14 protein-coding genes are annotated in these 16,956 nt (G+C 63.7%); 7 read left to right on the top strand and 7 right to left on the bottom strand.

Translation table 11 applies throughout. The annotated features are described in order from the left end of the window. Positions 1-11: 11 nt before the first annotated feature. From SCMU_RS17435 to SCMU_RS17420, 4 genes are all read right to left on the bottom strand, one after another. Positions 12-314 carry a YciI family protein gene (locus SCMU_RS17435; RefSeq protein ID WP_229230359.1) on the bottom strand — a complete coding sequence of 101 codons (303 nt, stop codon included), beginning with the start codon at positions 312-314 and terminating at the stop codon, positions 12-14. A 126-nt stretch (positions 315-440) separates the two neighbouring features. Continuing rightward, positions 441-1,685: a S8 family serine peptidase gene (locus SCMU_RS17430; RefSeq protein WP_229230358.1), complete on the bottom strand. Its 1,245-nt coding sequence runs from the start codon at positions 1,683-1,685 to the stop codon at positions 441-443. Positions 1,686-1,707: 22 nt separating this feature from the next. After that, a complete protein-coding gene (locus SCMU_RS17425; protein WP_229230357.1) occupies positions 1,708-2,010 on the bottom strand; it encodes a YciI family protein in 303 nt (100 codons plus the stop codon). Between the two features lie 139 nt (positions 2,011-2,149). Then, positions 2,150-2,893, bottom strand: a complete 744-nt coding sequence (locus SCMU_RS17420; protein WP_229230356.1) for a DUF981 family protein — start codon at positions 2,891-2,893, stop codon at positions 2,150-2,152. A gap of 110 nt (positions 2,894-3,003) precedes the next feature. Between SCMU_RS17420 and SCMU_RS17415 the strand changes: the two genes are divergently transcribed. Both SCMU_RS17415 and SCMU_RS17410 read left to right on the top strand, forming a co-directional pair. Then, complete coding sequence (locus SCMU_RS17415; protein ID WP_229230355.1) at positions 3,004-3,627, top strand: TetR/AcrR family transcriptional regulator; 624 nt, start codon at positions 3,004-3,006, stop codon at positions 3,625-3,627. A gap of 140 nt (positions 3,628-3,767) precedes the next feature. Beyond that, entirely contained in the window at positions 3,768-4,052 is a 285-nt protein-coding gene (locus SCMU_RS17410; protein ID WP_229230354.1) for a hypothetical protein, read from the top strand. A gap of 14 nt (positions 4,053-4,066) precedes the next feature. On the opposite strand, the gene SCMU_RS17405 is transcribed toward SCMU_RS17410, so the two are convergent. Continuing rightward, the gene (locus SCMU_RS17405) at positions 4,067-4,372 is read right to left on the bottom strand and encodes a YciI family protein (protein ID WP_229230353.1); all 306 of its coding nucleotides are present in this window, start codon (positions 4,370-4,372) and stop codon (positions 4,067-4,069) included. Between the two features lie 170 nt (positions 4,373-4,542). Between SCMU_RS17405 and SCMU_RS17400 the strand changes: the two genes are divergently transcribed. Next, a complete protein-coding gene (locus SCMU_RS17400) occupies positions 4,543-6,333 on the top strand; it encodes a hypothetical protein (protein ID WP_229230352.1) in 1,791 nt (596 codons plus the stop codon). Here SCMU_RS17400 and SCMU_RS17395 read toward each other — a convergent pair. Beyond that, positions 6,302-7,153 (bottom strand): SDR family oxidoreductase, encoded by an 852-nt coding sequence (locus SCMU_RS17395; RefSeq protein WP_229230351.1) that lies wholly within the window; start codon positions 7,151-7,153, stop codon positions 6,302-6,304. The genes SCMU_RS17400 and SCMU_RS17395 overlap by 32 nt on opposite strands. 49 nt (positions 7,154-7,202) lie before the next feature. Between SCMU_RS17395 and SCMU_RS17390 the strand changes: the two genes are divergently transcribed. After that, the gene (locus SCMU_RS17390) at positions 7,203-7,418 is read left to right on the top strand and encodes a hypothetical protein (RefSeq protein WP_229230350.1); all 216 of its coding nucleotides are present in this window, start codon (positions 7,203-7,205) and stop codon (positions 7,416-7,418) included. 45 nt (positions 7,419-7,463) lie between these two features. Here the strand turns inward: SCMU_RS17390 and SCMU_RS17385 are convergent, their stop codons facing one another. Beyond that, complete coding sequence (locus tag SCMU_RS17385; RefSeq protein ID WP_229230349.1) at positions 7,464-7,739, bottom strand: hypothetical protein; 276 nt, start codon at positions 7,737-7,739, stop codon at positions 7,464-7,466. Positions 7,740-8,195: 456 nt separating this feature from the next. Here SCMU_RS17385 and SCMU_RS17380 point away from each other — a divergent pair, with 456 nt between their 5' ends. The 3 genes from SCMU_RS17380 to SCMU_RS17370 are packed head-to-tail and all read left to right on the top strand — an operon-like array spanning position 8,196 to position 16,898. Next, positions 8,196-9,944, top strand: coding sequence for a hypothetical protein (locus SCMU_RS17380; protein ID WP_229230348.1), 1,749 nt, complete (start codon positions 8,196-8,198; stop codon positions 9,942-9,944). 59 nt (positions 9,945-10,003) lie between these two features. Then, positions 10,004-11,419 carry a hypothetical protein gene (locus SCMU_RS17375; protein ID WP_229230347.1) on the top strand — a complete coding sequence of 472 codons (1,416 nt, stop codon included), beginning with the start codon at positions 10,004-10,006 and terminating at the stop codon, positions 11,417-11,419. Between the two features lie 10 nt (positions 11,420-11,429). Beyond that, on the top strand, positions 11,430-16,898 hold the full coding sequence (locus SCMU_RS17370) for an ATP-binding protein (RefSeq protein ID WP_229233078.1): 5,469 nt from the start codon (positions 11,430-11,432) through the stop codon (positions 16,896-16,898). Positions 16,899-16,956 lie beyond the last annotated feature (58 nt).

The raw sequence follows: 16,956 nt of genomic DNA, 5'->3' as shown, positions 1-16,956 counted from the left end.
TGGAGAGGTGCTCAGACCTCGAGGCACCAGTCGATCTGGATGGTGGCGCCGCGGTCGAGGTACGGGTGGTCCGCGAGGAGCGCTCGCGCGTCCGCGAGTGACTTCGCCTCGATGATCGAGAAGCCCGAGATCTCGGTATGCGGGGCGGGCGCGCCCTTGGCCAGCTGGCCCGCGAGGTAGACGGGGGCGCCCGGGTCCACGAGGGCGTCCCCGAGGGCGGTATCGGCCCACGCATGGAAGGCGGCGCGGTTGGCGGCGACCACCTCCGGGGAGGGGTGGGGCATGTCGTGGTAGGTGACGAGGAAACGGGCCATGGGGAGACGTCCTTCCGGTGTGCGTGCCGTCACACTATCGCAGCCTCGTCGCGCAGGGCGGCGGCGTGCGTGGGCTGGGCGGCGCGGGCGCGGGCGCAGGCGCCGCCCTCGTGGACTCCGGCCGGCCTAGTGGACGGCGCTGTTCGCGTTGACCCGGCCGTACGCCCAGGAGGACCCGGTGCCGGAGATCCTGTCTGCGGTGGATTCGACCTTCGCGCGGACGGAGGCGTTCGTGGCGCCGGGATGCGAGCTCCACGCCAGCGCCGCGGTGGCGGCGACGATCGGAGAAGCCATCGAGGTGCCGCTGCCGATGTCGTAGCTCTCCGAACGGTTGTAGGTCGTCTGCAGAGCGAACGGGTGGTTCGGGAAGGTCGAGTAGACGCTGACTCCGGGAGCCGCGAGGTCCACCCACTTGCCGTAGGTCGAGAAGGATGCCTTGGCGTCGTTGTTGTCGGTCGCCGCGACGGAGATGACGTTGGTGTAGGCGGCCGGGTACATCTTAGCCTGGTTGCCGGAGTTGCCCGCCGCGGCGACGATGACCGCCCCGTGGTTCCACGCATTGTTCACGGCGGTCTCGAGGGTGCGGGAGGAGACGCGCATCGCGAGGCTCATGTTGATGACCTTCGCGCCGTTGGCCACGGCCCAGTCGATGCCCTTGGCAATGGCCGAGGAGGAGCCGTAGCCGTTGTCGTCGAGGACCTTGCCGTCGAGGATCGTGCAGCCCGGGCACACGCCGGCCACCCCGATCGTGTTGTCTGCGATGGCGGCGACGATGCCGGCCACGTGCGTGCCGTGGCCGTAGAGGTCCTCGATCGTGGAGGACGTGCTGAAGTTGGCCTGTGCCACGACCTTGGGCGCGATGTCTGGGTTGTCGCTCGCCACGCCTGTGTCGAGGACGGCGACCTTGGTCCCGCCGCCCGTCGTGACGCTCCAGGCCTCGACCGCGTCGACGTCGGCGTCCGGCTTGCCTGCGGGCACGGTGATGGTGCCGGCGGTGTTGGTGAAGGACTGGCCCGTGTTCTGCAGCGCGTACTGGCGGGGGAAGTACTGGTCATTCGTCACGGCCGTCGCAATGGCGTCCGGTTCGGCGTACTCGACGGCCGGGTTGCCGCTGAGGGCGGCCACGAGCCGGAGCTCTGCGCCGGCCGGGACCGTGATGAGGTGGGCGCCGGTGCTGCCCACGCTCGGGCCATCGGCCAGCCCGTGCTGGCGGAGCACGCCGGCAGACGCGTGATCGTCTCTGAACTTGACGAGGATCTGTCCCGTGACGTGCGGCGGCGGATCGCCGGCCGCGCTTGCCGCAGGCACCGCCACGAGCGGGCTGACGGCGATGACGAGTGCGGCAAGGCCGGCAAGGACGGTCTTCTTCATGCTCGTACTCCCTCGCTAGATGTCAGACTTCCTGGCACTCGTTGATCTGCAGCGTCCCGCCGAGGGCCAGGTACGGGTGGTCGGAGAGAAGGTCACGCGCCTCGGAGAGGGAACGGGCCTGGATGACCGTGTACCCGTCGATCTCCACGGCGTCCTCAGGCTGGCCGGTGGACATCTGCCCGCCCAGGAGCACGGGGGCGCCGAAGTCCACCAGGGCGCCGCCGAGCCTCTCCTCGGCCCACTTGCGCAGGGCGCCGCGGCTGCGCTCTATGACGTCCCGCTCCGGATACGGCATGCCGTGGTAGGTGATCAGGAACCGGGTCATGGCCATCCTTCCGCCGTCGGTGCCGTAAACCTACCGCCGAACCTCGCCGCGCTGTAGGCCTCAGCCGAAGACATGGCAAGCGCACGACGGCGGGTGGGCACCCGCCGTCGTGCGCTGCGGTACTGCAGGGGCGCAGGGGTCACATCGTGTTGACGATGAGCCCGATGTGGGTGAAGAAGTTCATCGCGCCGAACAGCAGGAAGACGATGCCCGCGATCATCCACACGACGCCGATCCAGCGCACGATCGCCTGGTGCTTGTAGCCGGTGCGGAGCTGGCGAGCGGCGAACGGGAACAGCACGGCGCCGAGGCCCACGAGGGCGAACAGGAGGGACATGAACGTCGCCTCGAGCCATGGCCACTGGGCGAACGCTCCGGAGATGGGCTCCTGGGGCGGGGCGGCGAAGAGCTGGTACGTGATGCCGGCGGCGGCGATGCCGAACAGGCTCAGGCCGAGCCCGCCCACGAACCACGAGATCGGCCGGGCCACGCGGGCAGCCTCGGCGACGGGGTCGGTGGCCTCACGGAGCACCGTGCCGCGCTTCCACAGGTAGAACGCTGCGCCGAGCAGGAGGACGCTCAGGCCGAGGCTCGTTTCGCCGAAGATCACGTTGTCGAACGGGAAGCCGCCCTTGGCGAGAGGCCACGTGAGCGTCATGTGCAGACCGGTGGGGAAGAGGACGAGGCCCAGGATCCCGAGCGCCACCGCCCATCCGTCGGTCTGGAGGGGCTCGGAGCCGGACGCGCCGGCCGTGCGGGCCTTGATGATGTCCTTGCCGAGGATCACAAGCGCGATCAGCGCCGCGCCTGCGGCCACGGACATGATGGTGTTGTAGGTCGGCATCGTCGACCAGTCGATCTTCAGTCCCATGGGAACCGCCATCTCTGACTCCTAGTGACAGTGCGGGGGTCTCCCGCAGAAACCTATACATGCGTATAGCTATTGATTCTCAGCAACCGACGGCCCCGGATTATTCCGGCAGAATGGACGGGATGGACGTGCAGGGGGCGAAGCAGGAACGGAGCCGGGAGCGGAAGCGGCGGATGGCTGAGGCCGCGGCCCGGCTCCTCATCTCGGACGGGCCCGCCGCCATCACGCACCGGCGCGTCGCCGAGGCCGCGGGGCTCGCCCCGGGCTCAGGGAACTACTACTTCCGCAGCAAGCAGGCCCTGTACGCCGCGGCAGTCGAGGGTGCGGAGGACTTGAGGTCGCGCGTCGCCCTGGAGCGGGCCGAGGCCCTGGACGCCCGCCCCCGGACCCTCGAGGAAGTTGCACTCGAGCTGATGGACGTGTTCTTCGCGCCCGGGCTCGCGGCCGACGTCGTCGTGACCCGCCTCCTGCCGATGCTCGACGCCGGGCGTGACGCCGGCCTGCAGAAGACCATGAGGGAACACCGCCCGTTGCTCGCGCGCGCCGTGAACATGGCCCTCGAGCGCATGACCGGGCGTCGTCTCGAGGACCGGGACGTCGAGCTCATCATGCAGGTCATCGCTGCGGCCCTGCTCCATGCCGACGGGCTGGGACCCTCAGGCGGGCTGGGCGAGGGCGCCGCGCTCGACGGCGCGGCCGCGACGGTGGCCCGGGTGCTCGAGCTCCTCGGCGTCGAGGCCAGCTGACCCCAGGAGTCCCTCTCACCGCCTGATGTGGGCCTGCGCCATTGCGCGGGGAGGCCTCCGGGTCCCTACTGATGGGATGAGGCGGGAGTCGCGCTCGCACGGAATTCGGCCCGACCGCCTCGCGATCCCGGGAGGACACCGTGTACATCAGAGTCAGCACCTACAGGCCCAGCGCCGGCAGCACGGGGGCGCCCACGGAGGAGACAGTCCAGCGCGTCCTGGAGCTCCCGGGCTGCAGGGGCCTGTACTACCTCCACGGTGAGGGCGGCACGTCCCTGTCCCTCTCGCTCTGGGAGGACAAGGCCGCCCTCGACGGCAGCCGCGACGCCATCGACGCCATCCGGGCCGAGACCGCCGGGGCGCAGCACATGGAGGTCCTCGGGGTGGACGAGTACGAGGTGCTGACCCAGTCGCTGAAGCCCTAGGCACCCCCGGATGGTCACACCTCGAGGCACTCGTTGATCTGGATGGTGCCGCCGAGTGCGAGGAAGGGGTGGCCCTCGAGGAGGGCCCGGACCTCGGACACGGAACGGGCTTCGATGATCGTGTACCCGTCGATCTCGACCGGCGGGTGCGGCGGGCCGGCGGTCGATATCTGCCCGACGTCGTAGAGCGGCGCGCCGAAGTCCACCATGGCCCGTCCGAATGACTTCTCGGCCCAGGCACGGAAGTCCCGCCGCTGGCTGGCGATGACGTCCATGTCAGGGTAGGGGTAGCCGTGATAGGTGATGAGGAAGCGGGTCATGGCCATTCCTTCCGCCGGTTGTACGGCCACCGTACGCCGCTACGTGAGGTGCATCCATCGGTTTCGCCAAAGGACTGCACGCGACGCGGGCAGGAAGCCTCTATCAGTCGCCCACGCTCTTCGGAATGCTCGGAGTTGAGCCCTGGTGATGTGCAAACGAGGTGGAAACAGTGGACTTCACTGATTGGTTTAATCTGATTGCGGATTGGGCTGCAAAAATCGGCGAGACGGGCCTGGCAGTCATCGGCATGGTGGCCGTGGCCTATTGTCTGTACTTCATCTTGATCCGTGGCAAGGTCGGCAAGAGGAGCTTCTCCCTAGGGGATATAGCAGAGCCGGCAGGCCTTGAGGGAACCGGCGCGGTGGTCCAGTCGCTCGTTCTCGAGGAACTGCGGAGCGCCGGGAAAGGGCCTCATACGCTCAAGATGGTTGACGGACCGGACGCCGCGATTCCCGCAGCTGCTGCGTTCCTGCCGGAGCAGTGGGCATGGCTTGGCCCACTGCTGGCCTCGAGAAGTCGTCGGCTGAACATTGACCTCACTCCAGTGGCCAAGAGCGAGGGCCGGATAGGTCTCGACGTTAGGCTGAGCGACCGGAAGGGCCGCGAAGTGGAGTCTGTGTCCCTCGCCCAGCCTGCGGGCACGGATGTGGAGTCCTATGCCTCCCTCGCCACGAAGGCCGGCGCCTGGCTGGCCTTTATGGTCACGAAGCATTCTGCAGGTCGCCGGCAGCAGAGGCATCGGGTGCGTCTCCTGGGGACGGAGAAGTGGGAAAGCTACGCCGACTTTCGTTGCGCGCAGCGATGTTCCGGTGAAGAGAAGAGGCAGTGGCTCGACAGTGCGTTGGCCAAGGACCATCGGAATGTCGGCGCGCTGGTCGAGTTGGGCCGCGAACTGGCCCGCCACGTGGATGACGATCACGAGATGGCGGAGGGAATCCGGCATTTGAGGATCGCCCGGCGTCTGCTCGAACCCAGGTACCACTTCCGTTCTTCGCTCCCTTGGGAGCGGGGCGGTGCCAGCGTGGATCCTCTCTGGTACCAGACCACGTATTCTCTGGCCGTTGCACACTACAACCGCTATCTGGTCCATCGAGCCCGGGCGAGTGATCCGGAGGGCATGGCCGAACATGACCTGCGCGAGTCGTTGGCCCTCTCGCTCAAGCTCTCCAAGGCAGTCGGCGCGACTCAACTCACCTTCAAGAGCCCTTGGCGCCGATTTGCCATCAGGCGCAGGAGCAGCGAAACGCTCCGAGGGACCCTCGACCGCGAATACGACGACCTCGCGACGCTCGTCGCGGGGCCGCTAGCCTCGTGGGAGATGCGGCCAACTGGTCATGGGGGGCGCCCCGTGGTGCGGCCGGCCGAGAAGGGGTGGGCCGCGCTCACACCAAGCCGTCTGGATGTTCTCTGGGAACTCCTCGCGGACCTCCCCGACAACCCCGACGGCAGGCTGCCCTCCGCGCTCAGCGTGCTGAACATCCACACTTTGGCCCGGCCGGTCCGGTCCGTTGCGGACTCTGAGAATGCCGAATGGGATGACGATCCTCTCGAATTGGTCGGCCTGAGGGCCCGCTATCAACGGTCCTGCGTCCTCATGGAGTTGGGGCGATACGAGGAGGCTGTTGACGATCTAGAAGGCGCTCTCGAGCACGTGTCGGCCGTGGATTGCGGCGAAGAAGGCCTCGGCGGCCGGTGGCTCCTGGAGTGGGTCAGGAAAGACCCAGCACTCGCGCTGCTCTGGGTTGGGCATTCGCCGCTCCACCGCGATGCCGAACTCGCGCAGGCGCGGCGGCGCTTCCAGAGTGCGATCCGGGACAAGCGGGACCGGATCACGCACGCGGCTGCCCCTATCTCAGCTGGCGGCCAGCGGCCATTGACCCAGAACGAGAAAGGTTCGTGGGCGATCCGCGAGAGCCTCGAACGTACGGTCAGCCTCGATTTGCCCGCAGCACCTCCTTGAGGCTCATCGGGCGCTGGCCGGTGATGGTCTCGACATCGTCGGAGACGTGCTCCATCTCGCCGGCCGCGATGGCGGTGTAGGTGGAGACCCAGGCGTCGTACTGCCAGTCCGGCGCGGGCCACTTCTTGCGCGACTCGTACGCCTCGGCGACGGTCTCGTGGTGGAACGTCACCGTGCGGCCGCGGACCGCGGAGATGATGTGGGCGACCTGCACCATGGTCAGCGCCTCGGGGCCGGTGAGGGTGTAGGTGACGCCGGCGTGGGTGGCGGGGTCGCGCAGGACGGCGGCCGCGCACCTGGCCACGTCCGCCTGGGCGACCACGGCGGCGGCGCCGCTGCCCGCGGGGCCGCGGATCACGCCGTCGTCCCCCACCATCGCCTCGAGGAAGTCGGAGTAGAGGCAGTCGCGCAGGAACGTGTAGGCGAGGCCGGCGGACTTGATGTACTCCTCGGTGGCGAAGTGGTCGCGGGCGAGGGTGAACGTCGCGTCCGGCGCGGCGCCCATGAAGGACGTGTAGACGACGTGCCGCACGCCCGCCGCCTGGGCGGCATCGACGAAGCTGCGGTGCTCGTCCATGCGGGTCGCGCTCTCTCGGCCGGAGACCATGAAGAGCGTCTCGATGCCTTCGAGCGAGCGCTCGCAGAGGTTGCGGTCGCCGTAGTCGGCCGGGCGCACGACGGCGCGCGGCAGCGTGGGTGCCTTCGCCGGGTTCCGGGGGAGCAGCACGAGGGGGAGCCCGCTGTTGGAGAGAAGCCGGGCCACGTGCCCGCCGATCGTCCCGGTGACGCCGGTGATGCCGATGGTGGGGGAGTCGCTCATGGTGCGAGCCTAGCCACACAACGGAGGTTTCAGGGTCTACAGTGTGGCCATGACTGAGCAGCGTGCCACCGCCCCCGAGCCTTCCGACGAGTCCCGTGAGGAGGAGGTCGAGTACCCCGCCGCGCAGGAGGTCGACGGCGCGCGCGACTCCGTCGATGACGCCAACGCCCTCCGCTTCACCGAGGAGGAGCAGCTCATCCAGGCCCAGATCCGCCGCCACCGCGAGGAGAGCGAGCGGCGGAAGAAGGAGCAGGGGAAGGGCTAAGCCGAAGGGTTGCCGGTCCCACCCCAAGAGCGTCAGCGGGTGTGTTCACCCCGACGTGTGTAAATTCGGGTAGTCAGCTGGCTGACGGTCGCGCACAACAGAGTCCTCACGGTCCTGTAGGTTCTTGGCATGGGGTTTGAAGGTTCTGGTGGCCCGTGGACGGACGACGAAACGCGGGTTCTGGTCGACGCATATTTTTCGATGCTGCAGCGAGAGCTCCTCGGCGAGTCTTATTCGAAGATTGAGCACAATCGCGGCGTTCAAGAGCGCACCGGGCGAAGCAAGGGATCCATCGAGTTCAAGTTCTGCAACGTCAGTCATGTTCTTTCAGAACTGGGCCATCCGTACGTAGACGGTTACAAGCCCCGAAGCCATGTCCAAGAATCGCTTCGCGTCGCTGTGCAAAGGGCGGCCGAGACGAGACTTGAGGGGTTTCGCGCGCCGTCGGAGGGCAAAACGCCGGAAGACATAGGCGCACTACCACGTTCAGGAGGAAGAACCTTGTCTGAGTCCGTCGACAATCCACCTTCGGCGCTCTCACTCCTCTCTGGATTCTGGGATCGTGCAACTGGTGGCACGGATGTGGCGGCAAGACCTGATCACTCAGTCGATGACTTGTGGCCCGTTGCAGCCAGCGCTGCCGGCGTCGATGAAGCGCTCGAATGGTTCCGCGGGCCCACGCGACCGGGCAGTCTCCCCAGACTCCTGTTCCTTGTCGGGGGGCCCGGCGCGGGGAAGTCTCACGCCAGCGCTCGCGCTGTTCGAGGTATGCGCCTCGTGAGCCAGCACGAGCACGGACTTGCGGACCGGTCGTACCGTTACGCCGGGGACACGGCGGACCTCCTGATCATCAACGATGCCACGATCGGGAATCGCGCAGGGACACCCGCGCCGTTGGCTGGAGACGTCGATCAAATAGCCACGGTGCCGGGAACGCGGCCGATCCACCTGTTGGCTTGCATAAACCGAGGAATCCTTATCGAGGAGTTGTCGGCCCTCGGCCGGCACACGCCGCATGGAGAGTGGACAGCAGGCGCAGCCGTCATCCGCTGGCTGGCAGACAGCCCGGAGATGGAATCCGCGTGGCGCGTTGAAGCGCGGTCGGGGTCGAGAGTGGTCAGATCAGCCATCCTCGAGCACCTTGGCCACCCTCGGGCACATCTACTGGCCGTGGGCGTCGATGAATGTTCCTTGTTTGAGCGTGCCCCGAGCACCGTAATCAAAGACAACACAGTAGTTTCCAGTGGCTGGGCTCAGGTGACCCGACTTGTCGAGCGGCCCAATCTGCCGCCCGGGTCGACTCCGGCACACGACCTCATCGAGCAGGTCTCCAACATGCTCTCCACAGTCGATTGGGCACGGCACTACGAAGCAAACCCGATCGCGGGGAATATCGCCATGCTCCAGTCCTCCAGTGCACGGTCTGCCATATTGAGTCTCGCGCGGTCGGCCGAAATTGCCACAGGTTTGCGGTTCACATATCGAGAGCTCTGGGGCCTGTTGAGTCGGGTGGCCGTTGGGAGCGCGCCCGGCCAGATGGGCCGAGACGAACTGGACGAGTTCATCGCCGTCAATCAGCCGACAGGGGACCCTCTGGAGCGGTTCAAGAAGTTGCGGCGACTGGCAAGTCTCCGCGGGATACAGGGCATCTTTGGTGCTGGATACGGCACCCCTTCGGTCGAAGCCTCCCGCCGAGACCCAGTCTTGCGTCTCATGAGTCAGGTGGATCCGGTCAAGGATGCGATACCTGGTGACGCTCCCACTGACCCCACGCAGGGTTGGGCAACGCCTATTAACGATGCGTTTGCAGGCAACTATGACGAGACCTCACCTCTGTCATATCTCCATACCCGCGACGAGGAGGGGATCCTGGGATCCGTCGTACATGACTTCGACGAGATCTTAGATTCCGCATACGTTGATCTGATGCAGGACATCACCCTCAAGGAGGGCGATCGTCTGGAAGCCATCGCATGGTACGGCTCGTATCTCATGAGGCTGTACGCGATGGCCCACGGCATTTCAGCGTTCCGGCGCGAGGTTGGTGTGCTTCTAGACGCCGCCTTCCACAGCCCAAACATTCCCGATGGTCTGGCGAAGGCGCTTCGCACTCTGATTAGGCCACAGCGACGTCCTGGCGAAGGCGCCGACGAATCACTGTTGCCCCTCTTTGACAGTCGAGCGGAGCCGATTCTAGGCTGGGCGAAGTCATCCAAGCTTGCTGTGTTGCTTCCGAGTCTTGAGATGCAAACCGAATCCGTTGGACCAGATCAGACGGTTTTGATACTTCGAGGTCAAGCGAAAGAGCTCGGTCGAATGACGCTCGATTTTGCACTCGTGAGGGAGGCTCTCGCGTGCGTTGATGATTACGCGGGTGTCACTAATCTCGTTGACGCCACGTCGCCACGACTCGAACGCATCCGTGCGGTGCACCTTCGAAGCAACGTTCTGGCCGATACTCAGATACGAATCGTTAGCGGACGTGAAAGCAGAATCGTGACGCTGAAGTCGCAGGGGGAATTCTAGTGTCTGTACCATCGGCAGAATACCTTAGGCTTCCCTTTAACCGCCCGGAGTATTTCTCAGTGCCTGAGCTTTTGATTTCATCTCTTGCGCATCGGGCCTACGAGCGCCGGCAGGATGCGCCTCCGATCGGTGATGGAAGCGCCGAAAAGAGCACCGGCAAAGTGGCCGGGTACATGTATCAGGCGGATGCAAAGCAGAGCAAGTTCGTCGACGTAAGATCTACATTTCCCACTGGCCAGAAGCTCGCCCAGCTTGGCGAGTTGCTTGCTCAGCATGGTCGGCCTACGGCCCTGATCACGGAGTCAACGCCGGAAAGTCTCGGGGACGCCGTGGCGAGAAGCGTTCTTGGCATTCGTATCGAGCGAACAGGGAATCAGCCCGCCAGCCCACTGTCCCCCTCACTGGCGCTGCTTCAGGATGCTCGCGGTGTCCTGGTCAAGAGAAACCCACCTGATTTCGCAGAGATCCTTGAAGCAATGTTCGCGTTGGGAAGCGACTCGTCGCAGCGAGAAGGTCAGTCGGCGAGTGCGCTTTGGCTTCGGGCCGTCGACCGACGCCTCGACCACGATCCCGTTCTCCAGGCGATCGACGGGGCTTTTATGACGGGCATCCTCTCCGACGGCTATGAGCGACGGCCGGGTGATCTCGGCCACTTGGAGGGGAGGCAATGGGCAGGTTTGTTCCCCGACACTCCATACTCGTGGTTCGCGCGTGTCTGGTCTGCCTTGACGTCAGATGACTGGGTCGATTCGCTTCCCGCGAGAGTGTGGGTGGATTGGGCGACTACGGTCCTCCGATTGACCATGGGGCTTGGATTCCTGTGGGAGGCGGCCTGGTATGAACGCATTGCAGCAGCGGTTATAGGCAGATCAGTGCCAGCAACCTTCACAGAGTTGGTCGCGAGCGTACGTCCCCCGCTCCCCTGGCAGTCGAGCCGTGCGACGGTCACGACCCGCGATGTTGCCTCGCTCATCAAGCATCGGCTGCGTCGCGGAGAGAAGGTGCGCACCTATCTGGGCGCCCGGATGAAAGAGCATGCCAAAGCTCGTTCACTCGCCGCCGTCTCAGCCATTGACTTTCTTCGAGAGTTGTCTGACGAAAAGGGGCACGTCGAGGCGCTGGTCAAATCCCTTGCTGACGGGACCGACAAGAGCAAGACAGTTTATGAGACCGTTAAGTACGGGCTGCAGGTTCGAGAAGCTAGCGGACCCTACACTGACTATTTTGGGGTGTTGAAGGCCCACGGACGGCGCTTCGTTCTAGTCGATCCGGGGACAGAATGGGTCACGGTGGTAGCTAGCCTCGCATGCCGCGGGAGATCTCGCCACTGCACCGTTGGTGATGTCCTGGCTGATCTATCCCGTCTGGGAATGCGCCCCGAGCTTGGAGATCTCGTCGCCCTTCTGGAGCGAGCGGGTATGGCGCGCGGCAGCGCGGATGCAGACAATGCAGTGATTGTTGAAAGGGCCTTCTGAATTGGCTGACATGACGATAAGTCTCGCCGGAGCACTTGGACGAGCGCTGGCGGGAATCAACGGGCTCAGCTACTTTCACTTGCCCGACGGAATCGAGTTCGAGTCGGCCGTGCAGATTGTAAGGGCGGCAAATAAGCGGCGACCCAGTTCTTCGAGCCCGTTTGCCATCCTTGTCAATGCTGCCGGCAGTGAGCAGTCCGTTGCTGACGACGTGGTGATGGTCTCAGCAAAGGAATCAGTACGCTACCGCCAGGGTGACCGTCTGGCGGTTATCTTCGGCCGACAGCCTGATCTTGCATCGTTCCTTCAGACCTTCACCGAGGTTGCGGGGCCGAGCTACCCCGACGCAGCCGACAGCAGGCTTGGGCTTCACGAGATGTCTAGGGTGCTGCTGCAAGCGCTAGCAGGTCTTGCAGGTCAGGACCTTGATACGAACAGCGATGCTGTGGCCTTCCTCGAGCGGTGCCTCGAAACACTCCGGGCTCTTCACGTCGCAGACCAGCAAGGCGTCGGAAGCTGGAACGTGAGGTGGTTCCGGCACGTTGAGACGGGACTGCAGAATCTGGCCAAGCGGTTTCACTCCTCTGTCGTCGAAGGCTCAGCCCTGAGCCTTGATGGATTCATTCAGCAATGGTGCTATGCAGCATTCGGCTTGCCCCGCCCCGACGGGAGCGCCAAGGCGACCGCGAGTGGGGCCGGCCCCATTCGCGAGCTCGCAGATGCTTTCCACGAGTACTGGACGGACGAGTCTTCCCTGAAGCAGTCGTTGGCGCAGATCGCAGTACGGACGGAGGACCCGTCGTTTTCGTTGGTCTCAACGGACGGGTTCAACGACGTGGTCCTACGAACTGGGGATCCGAAGTCTGGCCTCGTCGAGTGGGTGGACAATAATCCAGAACGCCTCGACGTGCTCGCACGCATCACAGTTGCCGACTTCATAGATCCGTCCGGGAACGCATCAGACATCCGTCTCACCTTGGCACTCGCCGATGGGGGTAGCCTTCTTCTTGACTTCGACACACCAGCGGCGCCCTATGTTGTTCCGCTTACAACTAGACCCGCTGAGGGCCGGCAGCCGAGGTCGCCTGGGATCGAAATATCGGTTCCCTGGACGGGGTCCGCGCAAGCGGAGATCCCAAAGAGCCTATGCAGCGTCACCGTGACCCCGAAAGGAGCTGGTGCGTGGGAGACCCACGGGGTTTCTGTAGAGACAGGGCGGCTTCGGCTACGAGGACAGTTTCACCGCGCGGCGGGCACCGGACGCAACGCGGCGCAATTCAGACCGGCCTCCATAACCCTGGACGTTGACCGTTCGCACGCCCTTTCCGGGTTCCTTCCTGCGAAGCTCGGGCACAAGGTTTACTTCCTCTCGCCAGACAACGCGTTGATGGTCGTGGCGCCCGTTCGGTCTGACGGAGCTCTCGGCCGGGCGACGGCTGTTGAGCCGTCGGATGACGGCGCTCTGGAGGCAACCGCAGAGGTGGTGCCCAACACGCGGGGATATCAGGCGCTCATTTGGTGCTCGGACTCCGAAGCGGACGTAGCCCTGAATGGGAACCCAGTACCAGCCCACCCGGTGATCCGTGAACTGCGGACGATCAAGTTCGCGGCAAGCGCCGAGAGCGATTTCACTGTGGAAGACCGCACCTTCCGGATTCGCCCTGTCGCGGCGAGCAAGGGTCAGCAATCAGCGCTCATTGCCGCTGCCCTGAAGGAGCAGGTGATCGCCGAGCGCCCTAAGCCAGAAATCGGGCTGTCGATCCGCGGACTCTTCGAATCGATGCTCGGTCGAGCGCTGACGTCCGGAGACGCTGAGTTCCGGCAGGCTCTGGGCCATGCCGCGATGCCGTCCGACCGCCCGTGCTCACTTAGCGAACTGAGGCCGCACTGGGGTGGTTCTGTCTTGATGGCTGATCTGCCTGAGAGCCTGCTCCGGCCACATATGATGAACCTGACCTTCGACGATCCGTTTGTGAATGGCCCTGAAGCGAACAGGTTCCGTGAGGCATTAGACAATCTGGGGCTAGAGAAGCTTCTGGGCAGGCAACCAGGGAATGCCAGTGTCGAATTTGAATGGCCCTCTCGTACTTCATTCAGGTCACTATGGGGAAATTCGCGTCTTGACGAATACCTTAACGCCTACGGCGACCTCGTAGAAGCAGCCGCCGAAATACCCAATGACGCGATCCACTTCTGGGCAGCCTATCCGTTCTCGATCAGCGTCTGGGACATTACGACTGGCTATCACTGCAGCACGGTCCTTCTGAGCCCACTGCATCCCCTGAGATTGGCATGGCTCGCGGGCAGTGAGTCGGTGTTGGATGAAGCACAAAACGCCAAGGACCTGCTCGGATCACTTGAGGGCTGGAACTTTCCCATCGCTGGTCCGGGGCCCCGCAAGACCCGCCGCATGATCGCAGTCCCATCCGATGCCGGCGAGGACCAGATCTTTCTTGGGTGGTCCGTACTTGTGCCCGCTGGGTCGGATGAGGGCATTCCCCTGAAGTCTCCCGGGCGGATCGGCGACTATCTGGCTCCCGGGACGGCGGCCACGGGCCTGAATGGCGCGAGTGTCGACGCGGCCCTGCGGTCGTTTCGCCGCATGCATCCTCATGCCACGACTCTGACTGTTGACCTCGCCGCGTCGCAGCCCGCTAACCGTGTTACCGAGATTGACAGTGCTGTGTTGTCAATGGCTCAGGAGTGGACGTCTGCCGAGTCATTCCAAGGCGGCATTCGCGTGTACGACTCAGTGCTTCGAGAGGGTGCTCCACCCCGCGACGACGTGACCGACTTGGTCCGGGAGAACAGGGACTTGCTCGTCACCTGGTCTCGTTATCGGCCCGACCCGAGTCGCCCGGTTGCGTGCAACGTGCGGTTCCTCGAAGGAGCTGGAATCACGGCGCGCATAGGTCCGGGGGAGGTGGCCAAAGGCGCCATCGCTGCGGTTCCTCTCAGAAGGTTCGAAGCCCACGGGCAAGCATTCGGGGCCTACGAGAGCCCTTCGTATCCCGGGGTGCCTAACGAACAGGGCGATTCGGCCTTCCTGACTGCTCTGAGGCAGGTAGAAGGGACTGCGCCTGCGATCCAAGCGGGGATGATTTCCACGCTGCTGGCCGACAAGTCGGCGGATTGGACCGTACTCGGCGAAACCCACGTGAATCCGGCGGTGATGGCCGGGCTCATGGACCAGTACAGCGCCGGCCAAAACATGTTGTGGGAGTGGCGCCCCCCGATCTTTGAGAAATCCAAGAACGCCCCGGCCCTGGTCGAGCGACGGCCTCACATTTCCATTGCACGCGTGCCTGATGCCTTCGGACATGACCTCGAACACTTGCTCACCAGGGCTTCGGGCAAGTCCGCAGGCACGACTGGTTGCCAAGGAGGACTCAAGGCCAGAGTTCAGCGCACCCTCGGACGCCGGGGAGTTGGCTTGGCATCACTGCTATCTCTTGGGGGAACGCACGTGGCGGGCGCTCTCGGCTTCTATCTAGCGTTCGAGCTCTTCGACCGAGCTCCCGCTCATAAGGCCACCAGGCTGGTCATCCCCGTCGATGCGGCGGACTATTTCTTGCGAATCTTGGCTGGTGGGAAGTCAGAACACGGTCAAACGAACCGGCGTGCGGACCTACTGCTACTAGAGCTCGACGATGAAGAATTGGTCATATCCCCGGTTGAGATCAAGAGTTATGGCTTGAAGACGGCGTCCGGTCCCGGCCATCCGCTGCCCAGCCCGGACTCAGCCGCCTTCGCCGAAGCTCTTGAACAGCTCGCTTCAAGCTATCGCGTGATCGAAGACATAGGACGAACTGCAGGGTCGCTCGACCAGCGGGCTGACCGCGCACTGTGGTTCAATGCATTGGCCACCTTGGTGGAAACCGCCATTAAGCTGAAGCCAGTCGCGGATGAGTATTCAACCGCACTTTCTGCAAGACTAGGCCGGGTAGCCCGAGGAGAGATCACCGTACGCGCCGGCCAGCCGATCCTCACATACTTCGACTACACAGGCACCGAGTTTGGTGAGGATGCATACTATGTGGGCGACGTCGGAAATTCCGAACTAGAGGCTGTCGGACTTGTTGCTGATACACGTGCTGTGTTCTCGGCTCTTGATAACGAGAAGTCCGGGCTCGTCGCATCATGGGCGAAGCTCCTCGACAGAGGCCGACGCACTGCGGAAGCAATGGACGACGACGCCGGCGGTGAAGGTCGGTTTGGCGCTCACCATGACGATGTCGACGAAGTGCCCGACAGAGTGACAGGCCCCCATGATGTATCCAGAGTTCACCTGAAATCTGATTCATCCACAAGCTCATCGTCCACTGTCGTGCCCGATCCACAGGCATCTGGGATTCGCGATGGCGGTGTGAAGGTCCGGATCGGTTACGCTTTGGATTCGATCGGCAAGGCGCCGGTTGATTTCTGGCCCAGCAACACAGCGCTCACTCAGATGAACATTGGAATCGTCGGCGATCTGGGCACGGGCAAGACTGAGTTCGTGAAGGCCCTTCTCGCTCAGATTCGCTCTCAGGCTCTCAAGACCCAGCCAAACGAACCAACTTCATCGCTGATTTTTGATTACAAGGGAGACTTCCAAGGCGGCGAGTTCTTGGAACGCGTCGACGGAAAGGTTCTCCGTCCGTTTAAGATGCCGCTGAACGTCTTCATGCCGGTGACCGACGAGTATGCGCGAAAGCCGCATCAGCAGGCAGCCGCGTTCGTTGACATTCTGTCGAAGATCTATAGCGGTATTGGACCCGTTCAATCCAGTATGCTGAAGAAGGTCATCCGAGAGCTCTTCGAACGGCCGGGCCAGAAGGAGCCCACCCTCGCCGAGGTCCTCGAATTGTACCTAGACGAACAGGGGAAGCCGGATTCCGTCTCGGCGATCCTCGAGACGTTTGTCTACGGTGAATTGTTCGACTATGACCGAACTAATCTAAGTTCGTTTGGCGAGCTCCTAGAGGGTCGCGTCATTGTCGTCGCGCTGAACGAGCTGGGCCAGGATCAGGACGCTAAAAATGCGATTGTTGCGCTCTTTCTCAATCTATACTTCGACTATATGATTCGTTCGCCAAAGCCGCCATTTCAGGGCGCTGATCCCCAGTTGCGCTACCTCAAGTCCTTTCTTGTGGTGGACGAGGCGGTCAATATCATGCGGTACAACTTCTCGGTGCTGATGGACCTCATGCTCCAGGGGCGCCAGTTCGGATTCGGCGTGGTGCTCTCAAGCCAGTACCTGTCCCACTTCGACACAGGCAAGCACAACTATGGGGAACCTCTCAGGACGTGGGTGATCCACCGTGTGCCAAACGTCACCGTAAAGCAGCTAGGAGCTCTGGGCCTGAAGGGGGTGGCAGAGAAGACGGCGGATCGGATCCCTTCGCTGGACAAGCATCAAGTGCTCTACCACTCTTTCGGTTGTCCAGAGCCGAGGTTGGTGAGGGTCACTCCGTACTACGAGTTGTATCGGCTGTAAGCTGGGCCGTCGCGTGTTGCCTGGACGCGTCCGGGGCGATTGTGTGAGAATCAAGAGA

It is taken from the genome of Sinomonas cyclohexanicum (genome assembly GCF_020886775.1).
Lineage (GTDB): Bacteria > Actinomycetota > Actinomycetes > Actinomycetales > Micrococcaceae > Sinomonas > Sinomonas cyclohexanicum.
The sequence above is the reverse complement of the archived record's forward strand: the minus strand, read 5'-3'. Positions and strand labels throughout refer to the sequence as shown.